17 protein-coding genes are annotated in these 17881 nt (G+C 68.7%); 11 read left to right on the top strand and 6 right to left on the bottom strand.

The genetic code is table 11. The features are described from left to right. Positions 1-4 precede the first annotated feature (4 nt). The 4 genes from PQ455_RS11645 to PQ455_RS11630 all read left to right on the top strand — a co-directional run bounded on the left by PQ455_RS11645 (position 5) and on the right by PQ455_RS11630 (position 4686). A complete protein-coding gene (locus tag PQ455_RS11645; protein WP_273686247.1) occupies positions 5-1540 on the top strand; it encodes an NADH-quinone oxidoreductase subunit M in 1536 nt (511 codons plus the stop codon). Further along, positions 1537-2973, top strand: a complete 1437-nt coding sequence (nuoN, locus tag PQ455_RS11640; RefSeq protein WP_273686246.1) for an NADH-quinone oxidoreductase subunit NuoN — start codon at positions 1537-1539, stop codon at positions 2971-2973. Before PQ455_RS11645 ends, nuoN begins: the two co-directional genes overlap by 4 nt. 88 nt (positions 2974-3061) lie before the next feature. Then, entirely contained in the window at positions 3062-3772 is a 711-nt protein-coding gene (locus tag PQ455_RS11635; RefSeq protein ID WP_273686245.1) for a biotin--[acetyl-CoA-carboxylase] ligase, read from the top strand. 236 nt (positions 3773-4008) lie between these two features. Beyond that, complete coding sequence (locus PQ455_RS11630) at positions 4009-4686, top strand: DedA family protein (protein ID WP_273686244.1); 678 nt, start codon at positions 4009-4011, stop codon at positions 4684-4686. A gap of 94 nt (positions 4687-4780) precedes the next feature. Here PQ455_RS11630 and PQ455_RS11625 read toward each other — a convergent pair whose 3' ends face one another. Further along, positions 4781-5479: a Crp/Fnr family transcriptional regulator gene (locus PQ455_RS11625; protein WP_273686243.1), complete on the bottom strand. Its 699-nt coding sequence runs from the start codon at positions 5477-5479 to the stop codon at positions 4781-4783. Between the two features lie 146 nt (positions 5480-5625). Further along, entirely contained in the window at positions 5626-6276 is a 651-nt protein-coding gene (locus tag PQ455_RS11620) for a glutathione S-transferase (protein WP_273686242.1), read from the bottom strand. A gap of 123 nt (positions 6277-6399) precedes the next feature. Here PQ455_RS11620 and PQ455_RS11615 point away from each other — a divergent pair, with 123 nt between their 5' ends. Continuing rightward, positions 6400-7614 (top strand): polyhydroxyalkanoate depolymerase, encoded by a 1215-nt coding sequence (locus tag PQ455_RS11615; RefSeq protein WP_273686241.1) that lies wholly within the window; start codon positions 6400-6402, stop codon positions 7612-7614. A 194-nt stretch (positions 7615-7808) separates the two neighbouring features. Here the strand turns inward: PQ455_RS11615 and rimO are convergent, their stop codons facing one another. After that, a complete protein-coding gene (gene rimO, locus PQ455_RS11610; RefSeq protein ID WP_273686240.1) occupies positions 7809-9143 on the bottom strand; it encodes a 30S ribosomal protein S12 methylthiotransferase RimO in 1335 nt (444 codons plus the stop codon). A gap of 109 nt (positions 9144-9252) precedes the next feature. Here rimO and PQ455_RS11605 point away from each other — a divergent pair, with 109 nt between their 5' ends. After that, positions 9253-10389 (top strand): DUF3089 domain-containing protein, encoded by a 1137-nt coding sequence (locus PQ455_RS11605; protein ID WP_273686239.1) that lies wholly within the window; start codon positions 9253-9255, stop codon positions 10387-10389. Between the two features lie 98 nt (positions 10390-10487). Here the strand turns inward: PQ455_RS11605 and PQ455_RS11600 are convergent, their stop codons facing one another. The 3 genes from PQ455_RS11600 to PQ455_RS11590 form a co-directional block, all read right to left on the bottom strand. Then, positions 10488-11735: a TCR/Tet family MFS transporter gene (locus PQ455_RS11600; RefSeq protein ID WP_273686238.1), complete on the bottom strand. Its 1248-nt coding sequence runs from the start codon at positions 11733-11735 to the stop codon at positions 10488-10490. Positions 11736-11956: 221 nt separating this feature from the next. Next, positions 11957-13057: a 3-dehydroquinate synthase gene (gene aroB, locus PQ455_RS11595; protein ID WP_273686237.1), complete on the bottom strand. Its 1101-nt coding sequence runs from the start codon at positions 13055-13057 to the stop codon at positions 11957-11959. Further along, on the bottom strand, positions 13054-13608 hold the full coding sequence (locus PQ455_RS11590; RefSeq protein WP_420542782.1) for a shikimate kinase: 555 nt from the start codon (positions 13606-13608) through the stop codon (positions 13054-13056). Before PQ455_RS11590 ends, aroB begins: the two co-directional genes overlap by 4 nt. Before the next feature lie 73 nt (positions 13609-13681). Between PQ455_RS11590 and PQ455_RS11585 the strand changes: the two genes are divergently transcribed. From PQ455_RS11585 to PQ455_RS11565, 5 genes are all read left to right on the top strand, one after another. Continuing rightward, positions 13682-13816, top strand: coding sequence for a hypothetical protein (locus PQ455_RS11585; protein ID WP_273686236.1), 135 nt, complete (start codon positions 13682-13684; stop codon positions 13814-13816). 13 nt (positions 13817-13829) lie between these two features. After that, a complete protein-coding gene (locus PQ455_RS11580) occupies positions 13830-15623 on the top strand; it encodes a hypothetical protein (RefSeq protein ID WP_273686235.1) in 1794 nt (597 codons plus the stop codon). A 115-nt stretch (positions 15624-15738) separates the two neighbouring features. Further along, positions 15739-16641 (top strand): tyrosine recombinase, encoded by a 903-nt coding sequence (locus PQ455_RS11575; protein ID WP_273686234.1) that lies wholly within the window; start codon positions 15739-15741, stop codon positions 16639-16641. Positions 16642-16672: 31 nt separating this feature from the next. After that, on the top strand, positions 16673-17245 hold the full coding sequence (locus PQ455_RS11570; protein ID WP_273691358.1) for a NifU family protein: 573 nt from the start codon (positions 16673-16675) through the stop codon (positions 17243-17245). A 28-nt stretch (positions 17246-17273) separates the two neighbouring features. Beyond that, positions 17274-17879 carry a malonic semialdehyde reductase gene (locus tag PQ455_RS11565; RefSeq protein WP_273686233.1) on the top strand — a complete coding sequence of 202 codons (606 nt, stop codon included), beginning with the start codon at positions 17274-17276 and terminating at the stop codon, positions 17877-17879. The last annotated feature ends 2 nt before the right edge of the window (positions 17880-17881 follow it).

The following is a 17881-nucleotide window of genomic DNA, read 5'->3' as shown; positions in this document are numbered from 1 at the left end:
GGACATGAACCAGCTCGGCTTCCCCATCCTCACCCTGATGATCGCGGTGCCCGCCGCCGCGGCCGTCGCCTGCCTGTTCCTGAAAGAGGAAAGCGCCCGCTGGACGGCCCTGATCGCCACCCTCGTGGATTTTGCGCTCGGTATCCTGCTGTGGGCGACCTACGATGTCGGCGGCGCGCAGTGGCAGTTTCAGGAGAGCGTGCCTCTGTTCGGGCGCTTCGCCTGGGCGCTCGGCATCGATGGCATCGCCCTGATGCTCATCATGCTTTCGGTCTTCCTGATGCCGATTTGCATCGCCGCCTCGTGGCGCGCGATCGAGAAGCGCGTGCCGGAGTATATGGCCGCCTTCCTGCTGATGGAAACGCTGATGATCGGCGTGTTCTCGGCACAGGATCTGTTCCTGTTCTACATCATGTTCGAAGCCGGCCTGATCCCGATGTACCTCATCATCGGCATCTGGGGCGGCGTGGACCGCATCTACGCCAGCTATAAATTCTTCCTCTACACGCTGCTCGGATCGGTGCTGATGCTGATCGCGATGCTGTGGATGGCGCAGATGGCGGGCACCACCGACATCCCGACGCTGATGGCCTACGACTTCCCGGTGCAGGCGCAGACCTGGCTGTTCCTCGCCTTCTTTGCCAGCTTCGCGGTGAAGATGCCGATGTGGCCGGTCCACACTTGGTTGCCCGACGCGCACGTTCAGGCGCCGACGGCGGGCTCGGTCATCCTGGCGGGCGTGCTGCTCAAGATGGGCGGCTACGGCTTCATCCGCTTCTCGCTGCCGATGTTCCCGGAAGCGTCGGCCACGCTCGTCTGGCTGGTGCTGGGGCTCAGCATGGTCGCGATCGTCTATGCCAGCCTCGTCGCCCTCGTGCAGAACGACATGAAGAAGCTGATCGCTTATTCGTCGGTCGCGCACATGGCGTTCGTCACCTTCGGTCTCTTCGCCTTCAACCGGCAGGGGATCGAGGGCGCGCTGCTGGTGATGCTCAGCCACGGCCTCGTCTCGGGCGCGCTCTTCCTGTGCGTCGGCGTGATCTACGATCGGCTGCACACGCGTGAGATCAGCCGCTACGGCGGCCTCGCGAACAACATGCCGAAATATGCCATCCTCTTCCTGTTGTTCACGATGGCGTCGGTCGGCCTGCCGGGCACGTCGGGCTTCGTCGGCGAGTTCCTGGCGATGCTGGGCGTCTATCAGGTCTCGACCTGGGCGGCGATCGTGGCGACGACCGGCATCATCACCGGCGCCGCCTATATGCTCTACCTCTATCGTCGCGTGGTCTATGGCCCGCTCGACAAGCCCGACGTGGCGGCGATGCTGGATCTGTCGCCGCGCGAGATCGCCATCCTGCTGCCGCTGGCGGCCAGCGTGATGTGGATGGGCGTCCATCCGGAGAGCTTCCTGCGGCCGATGCGCGCCGATGTCGGCGCGGTTCTCGCCCGGCTCGATCGCGCCAAGCCCGCAGGGGACAGCCTGCTCAAGGTATCGCCCGTCAAACCTGCCGCGCCCGCCCATCAGGAGCATGGCGAATGATCGCGAATTTGGCGCTCACCGCGCCCGAACTCATCCTCTCGATCGGCGCGCTGGTGCTGCTGCTGGTCGGCGCCTGGGCCGGTGACGGCGCGTCGCGTCTCGTCGGCCTGCTCAGCGTCCTCGTCCTCGCGCTGGCGGCGCTCGCGCTGCTCGGCCCCTCGGGCTATGCCGGCCCGGCGTTCGACGGCCTCTATCTGGCCGATCCGTTCGCCGCCTTCGCCAAGCTGCTGATCTATGCCGCCGCCGCCGTCTCGATCCTCGTCGCGCCCGGCTATTTCGATCGCTTCGGGGGGATGCGCGCCGAATATCCGGTGCTGATCCTGCTGTCGTCGGTCGGCATGGGCATGATGGTCTCGGCGGGCGATACGCTGACGCTCTACGTCGGCCTCGAACTCCAGAGCCTCGCGGCTTATGTGCTGGCCAGCTTCATGCGGCGCGACCTGCGCTCGGCCGAGGCGGGCCTTAAATATTTCGTGCTGGGCGCGCTGGCATCGGGCATCCTGCTCTACGGCATCTCGCTGCTGTACGGCTTCACCGGCACCACGTCGTTCGGTGGCATCGGCCTCGCCATGGCGAGCGGCCTGTCGCTGGGCCAGGCCTTCGGTCTGGTGTTCGTGCTGGCGGGCCTCGCCTTCAAGATCTCGGCCGTGCCGTTCCACATGTGGACGCCCGACGTGTACGAAGGCGCGCCGACCCCGGTGACGACCTTCTTCGCCTCGGCCCCCAAGGTGGCGGCGATGGCTTTGCTCGTCCGGGTCGCGGTCGAGGCGCTCGGGCCGGCGACCGATCACTGGCGCCAGATCATCACCTTCATGGCGCTCGCCTCCACCGTCCTCGGCGGTGTCGCGGCGATCGGCCAGACCAACATCAAGCGGTTGCTGGCCTATTCCTCGATCAACAATGTCGGCTTCGCGCTGTTCGGCCTGATCCCCGGCACGGTCGAGGGTGTCTCGGCGGTGATGAGCTATATGGCGGTCTATGTCGCGATGACGCTCGGCAGCTTCCTGTGCGTCCTCAGGATAAGCACGGCGGACGGCGCCCAGGTCGAGAGCATCGCGAGCCTCTCGGGCCTGTCGCGCACGCGGCCGGCGCTGGCGGCGGCGCTGGCGATGTTCATGTTCTCGCTGGCCGGCATCCCGCCGCTTTTCGGTTTCTATCCGAAGTTCGCGGTGTTCGACGCGCTCGTCGCGGTCGGCCTGTGGCCGCTGGCGATGATCGGCATCGCGACCTCGGTGATCGGCGCCTTCTATTATCTGAAGATCGTCAAGACGATGTACTTCGACGAGCCGGCCCCGGCGTTCGACACGGAGGGCAACCACCCGGTCGAAAGCGGCCTGATCGCGCTCACGGCGGTCATCATCTCGCCGCTGGGCTATCTCACCATCCCGCTGCTCAGCGTGGCGACCCTGTCGGCGGCTCGCTCGCTGTTCTGACACCCTTCGTCATTGGGAGCGTGAGCGAGGCAATCCGGGTTCCGCCGCTGGATTGCTTCCCTTCGCTCGCAATGACGGTTGGAAGCCAATGACCGACATCCGCACCCTAACCGAAGCCGGCTCGACCAATGACGAGATGGCCGCCTGGGCCGCCAGCGGCGCGGCCGACGGAAGCTGGCTGAGCGCCGCGCGCCAGACCGGTGGGCGGGGGCGGAGCGGGCGGCCGTGGGTGTCGCCGCCGGGCAACCTCTACGCCAGCGGCCTCGTCCGTCTCCGCCCCGGCGATCCCGCCCCCGCCAGCCTCGCCCTCGTCGCCGCCGTCGCGCTGGAGGAGGTGCTGCGCGCCCTCCTGCCGCCGGATGCCGCGCCGATGATCAAATGGCCCAATGACCTGCTGGTCGATGGCGCCAAGATCGCCGGCATCCTGCTCGAGCGGCGCGGCGAGGCGGTGATCGTCGGCATCGGCGTCAACCTCGCCCACCATCCCCACGATCTCGATCGCGCGGTGACGAGCGTGGCGGCGCTGGGTGGGGCGGTGGCGGCCGCTACCGACGCGCTGGCGATGCTGGCGGACGCCTTCGCCCGGCAGGTCGGCGTGTGGCGCGGGCAGGGGCTGGAGGCCGTCCGCCGCGCATGGCTGGAGCGGGCGCACAAGCCGGGGACGGCGCTGGCGGCGCGGGCCGAGGGGCGGCTGATCGAGGGACTGTTCGACGGGCTGGACGCGGATGGCGCGCTGCGCCTGCGCCTGGCGGGTGGCGAGGTGGTGACGATCCACGCGGGCGATGTGTTTCTGATCTGAGCGGTCTGATATCGACCATCCCCCGTTCGTCCTGAGCGAAGTCGAAGGACGTGCGACTGGACGCGGCGTTTGGGGCACGCCCTTCGACTTTGCTCAGGGCGAACGGAGGGAAGGGGGCAGCGGGATTAGAGCCCCGCCGCCACACAGCCTGTCGCAAAGATGATGCAGTCTGGACCTTTATCCCCACCGTCGGTCGAAATTCATGGAAGCGTAACGCGATGTCGGGAGTATCTCCCATGGCGTCGATCCGTTCGATCGGCCGGAGGCCCCGCTTGCAGGACATCATCGCCCACGTCGCCGATTTCATCGCCCGCCATGGCATATGGGCGGGGCCGATCGTCGGCGTGCTGGCGTTCGGCGAATCGCTGGCGATCGTCGGCCTGCTGATCCCCGCCACCACGCTGATGCTGGCGGTCGGCGGGCTGATCGGGGCCGGGCTGGTCGAGGCGGTGCCCGTCGTGCTGGGTACGATCGTCGGCGCGGTGATCGGCGATTGGGTCTCCTACGAGGTCGGCCGCAGGATCGGCCACCGGGCCTATTATCGCTGGCCGCTCAACCGCCATCGCGGCACCGTCGCCAAGACGCGTCTGTTCTTCCGCCGCTACGGCTTCGTCTCGATCCTGTTCGGCCGCTTCCTGGGGCCGATCCGCGCGACGGTGCCGCTGGTCGCCGGCATCATGGGGATGGGCCCACGCCCCTTCCAGATCGCCAACATCCTGTCCGCCATCTTCTGGGCGCCCAGCTTGCTCGTCCCCGGCTATATCGCCGCGCGGTCGATGGGGCCGATCGAACAGCTCAATGAGGGGCATATCGCCGCGTTCGGGCTGGGGATGACGGTGATGACCTTCGCGGGGATGGGGATCGCCGGCTGGGTGCTGGGTGGCGGAAAGCGGCGGGAGCGCGTGGCGCGCTAGCCACCGTCGTGCTCCTGCGCAGGCAGGAGCCCAGAGCCCCAGGCGCCGCGCCCTGCCACCCTGGGCTCCTGCCTGCGCAGGAGCACGGCAGAGTCTAATTCTCCCGCACCCGCCGCGCATCGCCCGAATCGAGGTGGAGGTAGTTCGGGTTGAACATCGCCTCCTCCATCAGTGCGGGCATATCGAGGATCGTCAGCGCCTTGCCGGACAGTTCGATCATATTCTCGCGGCGCAGATCCTGGAGCATCCGGTTGACGTGGACCGAGGTGAGGCCGGTCGCGTCGGCCAGGTCGATCTGGGTCAGCGGAAATTCGCAGGCGTTGCCGGCGCAGCGGCCGATCACCTTCAGCCGGAAGAAAATCTCGCACAACAGATGCGCGATCCGCTCGCGGGCGGAGCGTTGGCCGAGGCTGAGCGTCCATTCGCGCTGGATCGCCATCATCACCATCTCGTTCCACCACAAGGCCTTGGTGATGTTCGGGCTGCCCTGCACCAGCGCCATGAACTCCTCAGGGTGGACCTCGGCGATGGTCATGTTGGTGATGGCGCCGATCGAATGGTCCATCTCGCGCAGGATATAGGCGTTGGCGTCGCACGTGTCGCCGGGCAGCAGCAGCGAGAGCATCTGCCGCGATCCGTTGGGCAGCTGCTTGTAACGGCAGCCCCAGCCATCGACGACGACGTTGATGAAGCGTGGAGGCTCGCCCTCCGCGATCACGTCATGGCGTGCGGGCACGCGCCGCGTGCGGCGCTGCGCGATGCCTTCCAGCAGCGTGCGGTCGCCGTCCGTCAATTCGGTGAATGCTTGAAGGCGAAGAACCAGGGGAGGAACCGTTCAAAGAATTTTTCTGTCCCCTGCCGCTACGGGATCGTTGCGGGTCCGCGCGATAAACTACTTTAATCCCCGATGCCTACGCGCGGATTAGCCGGGCCCGGCCATCAAAAACCTCCGTCCAGTTCGGCCATTTCCTCCGGTTCGGCCAGCGCCGCGTCGATCCAGCGGCGCATCAGCGGCCACGCCATGATCGTGTCGCGATAGGCCGCCGCCGCCTCGCCGATGGCGACATTGTAGGTGACGAAGCGGGTCGCGACCGGCGCGAACATGGCGTCGGCGATGGTGGGCGCGGCGCCGAACAGGAAGGGGCCACCATAGCGGGTGAGGCAATCGCCCCAGATCTGCTCGATGCGCTGGATATCCGGCCGCGCGCCCGAAAACACCTTGAAGCTCTCGTGGCGCGATTTCAGGTTCATCGGCAGGGCGGAGCGCAGGTTGAAGAAGCCCGAATGCATCTCGCCGCAAATCGATCGGCAGCGGGCGCGGGCCACGCGGTCCTCGGGATAAAGGCCGGCATCGGGGTATAGCTCGTTGAGATAATTGGCGATCGCCAACACGTCCCATACGCTCACGTCCTCATGCGTCAGGCGCGGCACGCGGACGGAGGAGGAGAGCAGCAGCAATTCGGCGCGGGTCTCGGTGTCGATCGGCACGATCTCCTCGCGTACCTCCAGCCCGGCCAGCTGGCAGATCAGCCAGCCGCGCAGCGACCAGGAGGAATAATTCCGGCTCGAAATCGTCAGCGTTGCCGTCATCGTCCGTCCCCTGCGTCTGCCCAAAGTATCATGCCCAATCGCGCTGCGCTGCACAAATTGCATTATGCAAGCGGCCGTGAAAGGCGCATGGCCGGGGGATCAACCGCATCAGCCGGGGGGCGAATGCTGTACCAGGCCTATCAGACGATGACCGACATGCTGGCCCCGATGCGCGGGCTGGCGACGGCCGCGCTCAATCTGCGCGACATCGCGGGGCCGCTGCCCGAATGGACCGGCGACCGCCAGTTCGCCGCGCTGCTCGACATGGCCGCCAACACGCAGGTCACGCACAAGCGCCCGCCCTTCGCCATCGGCACGGTGCTGTGCGGCAATCGCGAGCTGGAGGTGACCGAGGCGGTGCGCCTGTCGCTGCCCTTCTGCGATCTCCTCCACTTCGCCAAGGACGATCAGGTGCCGCGCCCCAAGGTGCTGGTGGTGGCGCCGCTTTCGGGCCATTTCGCCACGCTGCTGCGCGCCACGGTGAAGACGCTGCTGCGCGATCAAGACGTCTACATCACCGACTGGCGCAACGCCCGCGACGTGCCGGTGGGGGAGGGCGCCTTCGGCTTCGACGATTATGTCGAATATATCATCACCTTCCTGGAGGAGCTGGGGCCGGGCGCCAACGTCGTCTCGGTCTGCCAGCCCTGCGTGCAGACGCTGGCGGCCGTCGCGATCATGGCCGAGGACGACCATCCCTGTCAGCCACGCACGATGACCCTGATGGGCGGCCCGCTCGACGTGCGCGAGGCGCCTACGGCCGTCAACGATCTGGCCAACACCAAGCCGATCGAATGGTTCGAGGCGAATCTGATTTCGCGCGTGCCGTTCGGCCACGCGGGCTTCGGGCGCGAAGTGTATCCCGGCTTCATGCAGCTCACCGCCTTCATGGCGATGAACATGGGCCGCCACGTCGATCAGCATCGCGCGCTCTACCAGCATCTGTCGGACGGCGACGCGGCGGCGGCGGGCGGCATCCGCGCCTTCTACGAGGAATATTTCGCGGTGCTGGATCTGACGGCCGAATTCTATCTGGAAACGGTCGATCGCGTGTTCCAGCGCGCGCTGCTGGCGAAGGGCGAACTCGATTATCGCGGGCGGCGGGTGCGGCCGGAGCTGATCCGCCGGACCGCCTTGCTGACGGTGGAAGGCGAGCGCGACGACATCTGCGCGGTCGGCCAGACGGCGGCGGCGCACGACCTCTGCTCGTCGCTGCGCCCGCATCTGAAGCGGCACCATTTGCAGGCGGGCGTGGGCCATTACGGCGTGTTCGCCGGACGCAAGTGGGAGCAGCAGATCTATCCGCAGGTGCGGAACCTCGTGCTGGCGATGGCGTAACGCCGCTCCCCTCATACCACACCCGTGTTCCTGCCTGCGCAGGAGCACGGCGGGGAGGGGGCTCGGACCCTAACGGCCGTTCGCCCTGAGCGAAGTCGAAGGGCGTGTGACTGGACGCACCGCCTGGGGCACGTCCTTCGACTTCGCTCAGGACGAACGGCGTTGGGGTGGCCGCAGGGCTTCGGCGGCAACCCTTACGCCACCGGCACCCCATACAGATCATGCTCGTCGGCATCCTCGATCTCGACCCGCACGAAATCGCCGGGCTTCAGGCCCGGCGCGTCGCGCAGGAAGACCTGGCCGTCGATCTCGGGCGCGTCGGCCTTCGATCGGCCGGTCGCGCCGCCGTCCTCGTCCGCCTCGTCGATGATGACGTCCAGCACGCGGCCGATCTTGGCCTCCAGCTTGGCGGCGGAGATGGCGGCGGTCTTTTCCATGATCCGCGCGTAGCGTTCTTCCTTGACCTCCTCGGACACCGCGCCGTCGAGATCGTTGGCGGCGGCGCCCTCGACGGGCTCGAAGCGGAAGGCGCCGACCCGGTCGAGCTGCGCCTCGTCGAGCCAGTCGAGCAGATATTGGAAATCCGCCTCGGTCTCGCCGGGGAAGCCCACCACGAAGGTCGAGCGGATCGTGATGTCGGGGGCGATCGACCGCCAGTTGCGCAGCCGCTCCAGCACCTTGGCGTCGTTCGCCGGGCGCTTCATCCGCTTCAGCACGGCGGGCGCGGCATGTTGGAAGGGGATGTCGAGGTAAGGCAGCACCAGCCCCTCGGCCATCAGCGGGATGACATGATCGACGTGCGGGTAGGGGTAGACGTAATGCAGCCGCACCCATGCCCCCAGCTTGCCCAGCTCGCGCGACAGATCGGTCATGTGCGCCCGCACCTCGCCGCCGCCCTTGAGCGGGTAGCTGGCATGGCGCAGGTCGAGGCCGTAAGCCGACGTATCCTGGCTGATGACGAGCAGTTCGCGCGTCCCCGCCGCGACCAGCTTCTCCGCCTCGCGCAGGATCGCGTCCGGCCGCCGGCTGACCAGGTCGCCGCGCAGCGCCGGGATGATGCAGAAGGAGCAGCGGTGGTTGCAGCCTTCCGAAATCTTCAGATAGCTGTAGTGGCGCGGGGTGAGCTTCAGCTCGGTCGCGGGCACCAGATCGAGGAAGGCCGACGGCGGCATCGGCGCCGCCTCGTGCACCGCCCCCACCACTTCTTCATATTGGTGCGCGCCGGTCACGGCCAGCACGCCGGGGAAGCGGGTGCGGATGACCTCGGCTTCCTTGCCCATGCAGCCCGTCACGATCACGCGCCCATTCTCGGCGATGGCCTCGCCGATCGCCTCCAGGCTTTCCTCCTTGGCGCTGTCGAGGAAGCCGCAGGTGTTGACCAGCACCACGTCCGCCCCCGCATAGTCGGCCGACATGGCATAGCCGTCGGCGCGCAGCTTGGTGAGGATGCGCTCGCTGTCGACCAGATTCTTGGGACAGCCGAGCGAGACCATGCCGACTTTCGGCGGGGAGGGGAGTATCGTTGCCATGAAGGCGCGCCACATAGTCCTTTACGCGGCTTTTTGCGAGAGGGCGGCTTGCGGGCGCATCGGGGCCGCGCGACAAGCGGGGATAAGAGGACTCGGGAGGGGCATGGGGATGCGCAAGCTGGTGATCGCGCTGGGCGTCGCGACGATGATGGTCGCGGGCGGCTATGAGGTGGCGGCGCAGGTGATGCCGGCCATGGCCAAGCCGGCGATCCTGCCCGCCGAGCCGATCGATTACGGCAATAGCGCCAACTGGCTCTGCCGCCCCGATATCGCGGGCGATGCCTGCCGGGTCGATCTCGATTCGATGCAGGTCAACGGCAGGGGCGAGCGCAAGCTCCAACCGTTCAAGCCCGCCATCGATCCCGGCATCGACTGTTTCTACGTCTATCCCACCGTCTCGAACGACCGGACCATGTATAGCGACATGGTGCCCGACAATGCCGAGAAGACAGTGGTGGTGGCACAGGCGGCGCGCTTCGCCAGCCAGTGCCGCGTGTTCGCGCCGGTCTATCGCCAGTTCACCTTGCCGGCGCTGATCTGGGCGATGTCGGGCGGCGGTCTGCCCACCGATCCGCGCAATTACGACGACGTGAAGGCCGCGTGGAACTGGTATCTGGAGCATGAGAACAAGGGGCGCGGTGTCGTTCTGATCGGCCATAGCCAGGGATCGATCCTGCTCCGCCAGCTGATGCGGGAGGAGATCGACGGCAAGCCGATCCAGCGCCGGCTGGTCTCGGCGCTGCTGGCCGGCAATCTCGACCTGACGGTGAAGAAGGGGCGCGACCGGGGCGGCAGCTTCCAGTCGATCCCGCTGTGCCGGCGCGAGGGGCAGACCGGCTGCGTCGTCGCCTGGTCCACCTATCCCGAAACCGCGCCCGCCACGCGAATGTTCGGCAGCAGCACCGATGGCGGCAAGCTGGTGGGTGCGTGCGTCAACCCCGCCGCGCTGTCGGGCGGGCGCGGCAAGCTCAAGACCTATATGCGCAAGCCCTCGATGGCGCCGGCGGGCGATCCGCCCTTCGTCGAGGCGACCGGCCAGCTGACGGCCGAATGTGTCACTGACGAGGCGGGCTCCACCCTGCGGGTGCGGGTGGAGGAGACGCCCTTGAAGCCGCTGATCGAGAAATATGTCGTCGTCGAACGCGCCGGGCCTAGCTGGGGTGTCCATTCGAAGGATATCAATCTCGTCGAGGGCAACCTCCTCGACGTCGTCGAGGCGCAGGCGCGGCGGTGGACGCGGCGATAGTTTCTTTCGTCATTGCGAGCGCAGCGAAGCAATCCAGCCTATCGTCCGGCCACGACCGTCGCCACTGGATTGCTTCGCTGCGCTCGCAATGACGAGATTTACGCCTGCGATACCCTCGGCGTCGCCATCAGGATCAGCATCGCCACCAGCGCCGATCCCGCCGCGATCACGAACGCCGCCGCCGGGAAATGCACCGGCGCGGCGGGGCTCGTGAAATAGGCCAGCGCCGGATTGAACACGAGCGGCGCCAGGATCGAGGCGAGCGCGCCGAGGCTGCCGTTGAAGCCCGACAGTTCGCCCTGCTGGTCGGCCGGCACCCGGCGCGACATCAGGCCCGAGATCGAGGGCATGACGAAGCTCTGCACCGCCGACAGGACGAGGATCGGCCACACCATCCAGCTTTCGTCGGACAGGCTGTAGAGGATGAAGGCACAGGCCGCCCCGCCCATGCCGATCATCGCCGTCCGCCGCTCGCCGAAGCGCTTCACCACCCGGCCGACGATCAGCATCTGGCACAGCGCCATCAGGATGCCCGACAGCGCCAGTGACGCGCCGACCATGCCGGCCGACCAACCGAAGCGCAGCATCGTGTAGAAGGCCCAGGTCGTCGGATAGACCATGTGGGCGAAGAACCAGAACAGGCTGACCGACGCCAGCGGCAGCAGCGAGGGAATACGGCCGAGCGAGAGGATCGCGCCCAGCGGATTGGCGCGCTTCCACTCGAAGGCGCGGCGCCGGTCCTTGGGAAGTGTTTCGGGAAACAGGAACAGCGCCAGCACGAAATTGATCGCGGCGAGGCCGGCGGCGGCATGGAAGGGCGCGCGCGGCCCCAGTTCGCCCAGCAACCCGCCGATCGCCGGCCCCATCACGAAACCGATGCCGAAGGCGGCGCCCATCATGCCATAGTAACGCGCCCGCTCCTCGGGCCGGCTGATATCCGCCAGCGCGGCGCCAGCCGGGCCGAAGGAGGCGCCGAACAGCCCGGCCAGCCCCCGGCCGAGGAACAGCCAGCCCAGCGTCGGCGCGAAGCCCGTGAGCGCATAATCGATCGCGAAGCCGCCGAGCGACGCCAGCACCACCGTCCGCCGCCCGAACCGATCGCCCAGATTGCCCGCGATCGGCCCGGTCACGAACTGCACGGCGGCATAGATCAGCGCCAGCCACCCCCCGATCCACGCCGCTTCGGAGAGCGTGACATGGCCCAGCCGCATGATGATGCCGGGCAGCACCGGCAACACGATGCCGAAGCCGATCGCGTCGATCAGCACCGTCAGCAGCACGACATGCGCCGTCCACCGTGTCGCCACGGCGGGCGGGGCGGCGGGGGGCGGCGGCGCTGTCGTCACGCGGGGACGGGCGGGGTCGCGGGGAGGGGGATGGCGGGCCAGTGATACAGGTGAATCATGGGAGCCTCTCCTTATTAGAGGCGAGGCTAGGCGAGGTTTCGGACGGGGGGAAGCCCGTCTTGATTCGTCGCACCGGCGCAGGCCGGGGCCGCCGGATGCCGGGGGCGAGGATTGTGGCAGCCGATGGCGGCCCCGGCCTGCGCCGGGGCGACGTGCTGGGCTCAGCCCGCTTGCTCCGCGTCCAGGAACGCCGTCACCGCGCCCAGATCGACATCGCGCGCCAGATAGGTCCGGCCGATGCCGTGGGTGAGGAGGAAGGGGAGTTTGCCGCCCTCCATCTTCTTGTCGTGCGCCATGTGCGCCACCAGTGCCGCGCCGTCGCCGGTGACGCCCGCCGCCGCGAGGGTCGCGGGCAGGCCGGCGGCCTCCAGATGGGCTGACACCCGCGCGGCGTCGTCGGCTGGGCACAGGCCCTGGGCGGCCGAGAAGCGGAACGCCAGCGCCATGCCGCACGCCACCGCCTCGCCGTGGAGCAGGCGATCGGAAAAGCCGGTGTCCGCCTCCAGCGCATGGCCGAAGGTGTGGCCGAGGTTGAGCAGCGCGCGGGTGCCGCTCGTCTCGCGCTCGTCCGCGGCGACCACGCGGGCCTTGGCGGCGACCGAGACGGCGATGGCGTGGGTGCGCGCCGCCGGCTCGCCCGCGATCAGCGCCGCGCCGTTCGCCTCGCACCAGTCGAAGAAGGCGGGATCGTCGATCAGGCCATATTTCACGACCTCGGCGTAGCCGGCGCGCACCTCGCGTACCGGCAAAGTATCCAGCACGGTCGGGTCGATCAGCACCAGCGCCGGCTGGTGGAAGGCTCCGACCAGATTCTTGCCCGCCGCCGTGTTGATCGCCGTCTTGCCGCCAACCGAACTGTCGACCTGCGCCAGAAGGGTCGTCGGCACCTGCACGAAGCGGCAGCCGCGTTTCAGGATCGAGGCGGCGAAGCCCACCAGATCGCCGATCACCCCGCCGCCCAGCGCCACGACATGGTCGCTCCGCTCGACGCCCAGCGCCAGCAGGCGATCGGTCAGTTCGGCCAGCATCGCCCAGCTCTTGGTGCCCTCGCCCGCCGGCAGCACGATCGGCTCGACGGCCACGTCGCCCAGCCCGGCGATCAGGCGCGGCAATTGCGCTTCGGCCACCCGCGCGTCCGTCACCACCACCAGCCGGCCGGCGCGGGCCAGCGGGGCGAGATGCTCGCCCGCCCGGTCGAGCAGGCCGTCCGCGATACGGATGGGATAAGCGCGGGCGCCGAGGCCGACCTCGATCGTCTTCATGGGGTCAGGGCCTCCAGGATGGCGTCCACCGCCGCGTCGTGCGGCAGGGGCTGGCTGCGGATGTGGATATGCGCCTGCGCGTAGATCGGGTCGCGCACGGCGGCCAGCTCGCGCAGCACGACGCGGGGATCCTTGTCCTTCAACAAAGGCCGCGAACCGTCGCGCCGGCCGACCCGCTCGACCAGCACCTCGATATCGGCGTTGAGCCACACGGCGGTGGCGCGCGCCATGATGAGCGCGCGGGTCTCGTCGTTGATGAAGGCGCCGCCGCCGGTCGCGATCACGCGGGGGCGGCCGTCGATCAGCCGGGCGACCACACGCCGCTCGCCGTCGCGGAACTGCGCCTCGCCGTGGCGGGCGAACATCTCGGTGATGCTGCATCCCGCCGCGCGCTCGATCTCGTGATCGGCATCGACGAAGGGCAGGCGGAGGCGCGCCGCGAGCCGCTTGCCGACGGTCGATTTGCCCACGCCCATCATGCCCACCAGCACGATCGACTTCGCGATCTGCGGCAAGGGACGATTGGGTCGCGGGGTGGGGCTGTGCTGCATCGCGGGCGGCGCTATACACAGGCCGCCTGTTGTGGGCAAAGCAGCTTGATTGTGAATCGGAGTAGAGCCTCAGATGTCGCGTGCCACCATCGTCCTGATCGTCGTCGTGCTGGCGATCGTCGCCGCCGTCATCGGCCTGGCCAGCGTCAACACCGAGGTTCCGGTGGCCCCCATCGAGCAGGCTGTGCAGAATGACGTCGCCGCGTAAAAAGAGGTTCGGATTGCTGGCAGCGGGTATCGCGTTCGTCGCGGTGCCGTTGGCCAGTGTCGCCATCGGCCAGCAGCAGGCGCCCGAATCGCTGCTGCCGCCCGGTTTCGGCCAACCCGCGCCCGCTCCGGTGCCGGGGGCACCCGCCGCGCCCACGGTCGCCCAGCCTTCCGGCCCGGTCGTCGCCCCGCCGCCGCCCGCCCGCATCGACGAAATCGGCTCGCTCATCGCGCAGCTGGGCGACGAAGGCGCGCCCACCGAAGACCCCGATGCCGACGTCGATCTCGCCGAACGCGAGATGCCCGAGGCGGTGCGGCGCGACGTGAAGCTCGTCGGCATGACGCGCGGCTATGGCGAGGATGCGTTCGGCAATGCCGATGGCCGCTTCCTCACGACCCTGATGAACCGGATGGACGCGCCAATCGCCTCGCGCTGGATGGAGATCGCGCTGCGCCGCGCCCTCCTCACACGGGCGGGCACGCCGGCACGGGTGGAGGATGCCGATTGGGTCGCGGGGCGCGCCAATTTGCTGCTCCGGCTGGGCGAGGCGGACGCCGCCCGCGCGCTGGTGCAGGCGGTGGACGTGCAGGATTTCACCCCCGCGTTGCGCGCCGCCGCGATCGGCGCGGCGCTCGCCACGTCGGACCCGGAGGGGCTCTGCCCGCTCAGCGACGGCGCCGAGAAGGTCGACGGCCGCGCGATGTGGCCGATGGTCCGCGCCATGTGCACCTCGCTGTCGGGCGAGACGGCCGATGCCAGCGTCTTCCCGCGCCACAATGGCGGGCTGCGGCCGATCGATATCCAGGTGGCCGAAAAGGTCGTCGGCGCGGGGCCGATCAGCCGCCGCGTGATCGTGCTCGACTGGACGCTGGTGGACAGCCTGACCGACTGGCGCTTCGGCCTCGCCAGCGCGACCGGCGTGGTCGTGCCGGATGACGTGCTGGCCCGATCGGCGCCACGCTACCGCGCCTTCGCCGCCCGCGCGCCGATGCTGCCGCTCGCCAACCGGCTGACCTTCGCCCGGACGGCGGCGGTGCTGGGCGTGCTGTCGAGCCAGGATCTGGTCGATCTCTATGGCCAGTCGCTGGAGGCGCAGGGCGAGTTCGACAGCGAGAGCCCCGGCGGCCTGCTCCGCACGGCTTATGTCGGCGACGACGATGCCGCGAAGCTGGCGGCGCTGCGCACCTTGTGGAAGGGCGACACGCCCGAGGCGACCTATGCGGCGCAGATCCTTACCGCCCGCGCCGCCGCGCGGATCGCGCCGGCGAGCGCTGCGGCGGGCGACATCGCCCCGCTGATCGCGGCAATGCTGGCGGCAGGGCTCGATCATCAGGCCGAGCGGTTCGCGGCCGTCGCCACCTCGGCCACCGGGGCTGACGGCGACCGGGCATGGGCGATGCTGGCGACCGGCGTGGTGCGCGGGCTGGTGCCCGTCACCCGCGCGCGGGTCGAGGCGTTCGTCGAGAATGCCGGCACCGATGCCGAAAGCGGCGGCCCGCACCGCAGCCGGATGCTGGTCGCGGCGCTGGCCGGGCTGGAGAGGTTGTCGGGTGACGATCTCAATCAGGTGGCGGGCGCCGTCGGCCTCAACCTCGCCCGCCAGAGCGGCTGGAGCGCGGCGATCGACCGGGCGGCGGCGCGCGGCGAGAAGGGCACGGTGCTGCTGCTGGCGGCGGTGGCGATGCAGACGTCCGACTGGCGCGGCGTGCCCCCGGCCGAATTCCTCCACCTGATCCGCGCGCTGCGCCGCGTCGATCTGGACGGCGAGGCGCGGATGATCGCGGCGGAGGCGATGGCGCGGTTGTGAGGGCTAAGGTGCCCTTGTGCTCCGGCGAAGGCCGGAGCCCAGGGTTACGGATCGCAGCATGTGTGGCCCCTGGGCTCCGGCCTTCGCCGGAGCACGGGGTCGCCTGGGGCAGGCAATGAGCGAAGACCCCGCCCTCATTGATCGCTTCCTCGAAATGATGGCCGCCGAGGCCGGCGCCGCTCGCAACACGCTGGCCGCCTACCGCACCGATCTGGTTACCGCCTCCACCGTCCTCCACGGCCGGCTGGGCGCGGCCGCCCCCGCCGATCTCCAGCGCCTCGCCGGCGGGTGGGACGAACTCGCCCGCTCCACCGTCTCGCGAAAGGCCTCGGCGCTGCGCCGCTTCTTCGGCTTCCTCGCCGAAGAGGGCCTGCGCGCCGACGACCCGTCCGATGCGCTGCCCCGGCCGGGCGCCGGGCGGCCGCTGCCCAAGATCCTCGGCCACAGTGATGTCGATCGCCTCTTCGCCGAGATCGAGGATCGTCGCGCCCGCGACGAGACGCCGCAGACCCTGCGCCTGTCGGCCTTCATCGAATTGCTTTACGGCTCTGGCCTGCGCGCCAGCGAACTGGTGTCGCTGCCGCGCCATGCCTTCCGCCGCGACCAGCCCTTCCTGATCCTGCGCGGCAAGGGCGGGCGCGAGCGGCTCGTCCCCGTCTCCGATCGCGCGCGGGCGGCGGTGGCGGCGTGGGCAGCCCATGTGGCGGAGGACCAGCCGTGGCTGTTCCCCTCTGGCAAGAGCCATATGAGTCGGGTGCGGCTGTTCCAGCTCGTCAAGGCGCTGGCGGCCGACGCCGGCGTGCCGCCCGATCGGGTCAGCCCCCACGTCCTGCGCCACGCCTTCGCCACCCATCTGCTGGAAGGCGGCGCCGACCTCCGCGCCCTCCAGACGATGCTCGGCCACGCCGACATCGCGACGACCGAAATCTACACCCATGTCGATAGCAGCCGGCTGATCGAGCTGGTCAACAGCCGCCACCCGCTGAACGATGCGAAGATGAAGCGGCGCGACCCTTGATCCCCCCGGCCATTCGGCCCACATGGCGGCCATGCTGATCGAGACCGAAACCACCCCCAATCCCTCCACGCTGAAGTTCCTGCCGGGGCAGGCGGTGATGGAGGCGGGCACCCGCGATTTCGCCACGCCGGAGGAAGCGGAGATTTCGCCGCTGGCCGAGGCGATCTTCTCGCTGGGCGACGTCGAGGGCGTGTTCTTCGGGCGCGATTTCGTGTCGGTCACCGCCGCCCCCGGCGTCGAGTGGCGCACGCTCAAGCCCGATGTGCTGGGCGTGATGCTCGATCATTTCTCGTCGCACGCGCCGCTGTTCCGCCCCGGATCGGCGGGCGGGATCGAGATCGCCGACGACGAGGTGCTGACCGACGATCCGGCCGACGCCGAGATCGTCGCCCAGATCAAGGAACTGATCGAGACCCGCATCCGTCCGGCGGTGGCGCGCGACGGTGGCGATATCGTTTATCGCGGCTTCGATCGCGGCACGGTCTATCTGGCGATGCAGGGCGCCTGCTCGGGCTGCCCCTCCTCCTCGGCGACGCTGAAGCAGGGCATCGAGCAGCTGCTCAAACATTATGTGCCCGAGGTGAGCGACGTCCGCGCCGCCTGATCGTCCCGCCTTTTCTGGAGAGCCCGCCTTGGCCGAACCCTTGCCTGACGCCGCCCTCGATCGGCTGTTCCGCACGTCGCGCAGCTACAACGGCTATCTCGATACGCCGGTCGCCGAGAGCGACCTCCGCGCCATCTACGATCTGATGAAGTTCGGGCCGACGGCGGCCAACCAGCAGCCCGTCCGCATCGTCTGGTGCGTCAGCCAGGAGGCCAAGGACAGGCTCGCCGCCTGCGCCAGCGCCACCAACGCCGCCAAGATCAGCAAGGCGCCGGTCGCGGTGGTGCTGGGCATGGACCTGGAATTCTACGAGAAGCTCCACAAGACCTTTCCCCATACCGACGCCAAGGCGTGGTTCATGAAGAAGGACGGCACGCCTAACGAGGCGGCGGTCGAGGAATCGGCCTTTCGCAATTCCTCGTTGCAGGGCGCCTATTTTCTGCTCGCCGCGCGCGCGGTGGGGCTAGACGTGGGGCCGATGTCGGGCTTCGACGCCGCCAAGGTGGACGCGGCCTTCTTCGCCGGCCAGCCGGTGAAGGTGAATTTCATCGCCACGCTCGGCCATGGCGATCCGGCCAGCATCTTCGATCGGCTGCCGCGCCTCGATTTCGAGGAAGCGACCCGCATTGCGTGACG

The organism is Sphingomonas naphthae (genome assembly GCF_028607085.1).
Classification (GTDB): Bacteria; Pseudomonadota; Alphaproteobacteria; order Sphingomonadales; family Sphingomonadaceae; genus Sphingomonas_Q; species Sphingomonas_Q naphthae.
This window is presented reverse-complemented; position numbering and strand designations above follow the sequence as displayed.

Bases quoted from the DNA above. Each gene is read 5' to 3' on its own strand.
- PQ455_RS11645 (WP_273686247.1), top strand. From the start codon at position 5: ATGAACCAGCTCGGCTTCCCCATCCTCACCCTGATGATCGCGGTGCCC.
- nuoN (WP_273686246.1), top strand. From the start codon at position 1,537: ATGATCGCGAATTTGGCGCTCACCGCGCCCGAACTCATCCTCTCGATC.
- PQ455_RS11635 (WP_273686245.1), top strand. From the start codon at position 3,062: ATGACCGACATCCGCACCCTAACCGAAGCCGGCTCGACCAATGACGAG.
- PQ455_RS11630 (WP_273686244.1), top strand. From the start codon at position 4,009: ATGGCGTCGATCCGTTCGATCGGCCGGAGGCCCCGCTTGCAGGACATC.
- PQ455_RS11620 (WP_273686242.1), bottom strand. From the start codon at position 6,276: ATGACGGCAACGCTGACGATTTCGAGCCGGAATTATTCCTCCTGGTCG.
- PQ455_RS11615 (WP_273686241.1), top strand. From the start codon at position 6,400: ATGCTGTACCAGGCCTATCAGACGATGACCGACATGCTGGCCCCGATG.
- rimO (WP_273686240.1), bottom strand. From the start codon at position 9,143: ATGGCAACGATACTCCCCTCCCCGCCGAAAGTCGGCATGGTCTCGCTC.
- PQ455_RS11605 (WP_273686239.1), top strand. From the start codon at position 9,253: ATGCGCAAGCTGGTGATCGCGCTGGGCGTCGCGACGATGATGGTCGCG.
- aroB (WP_273686237.1), bottom strand. From the start codon at position 13,057: ATGAAGACGATCGAGGTCGGCCTCGGCGCCCGCGCTTATCCCATCCGT.
- PQ455_RS11590 (WP_420542782.1), bottom strand. From the start codon at position 13,608: ATGCAGCACAGCCCCACCCCGCGACCCAATCGTCCCTTGCCGCAGATC.
- PQ455_RS11585 (WP_273686236.1), top strand. From the start codon at position 13,682: ATGTCGCGTGCCACCATCGTCCTGATCGTCGTCGTGCTGGCGATCGTC.
- PQ455_RS11575 (WP_273686234.1), top strand. From the start codon at position 15,739: ATGAGCGAAGACCCCGCCCTCATTGATCGCTTCCTCGAAATGATGGCC.
- PQ455_RS11570 (WP_273691358.1), top strand. From the start codon at position 16,673: ATGCTGATCGAGACCGAAACCACCCCCAATCCCTCCACGCTGAAGTTC.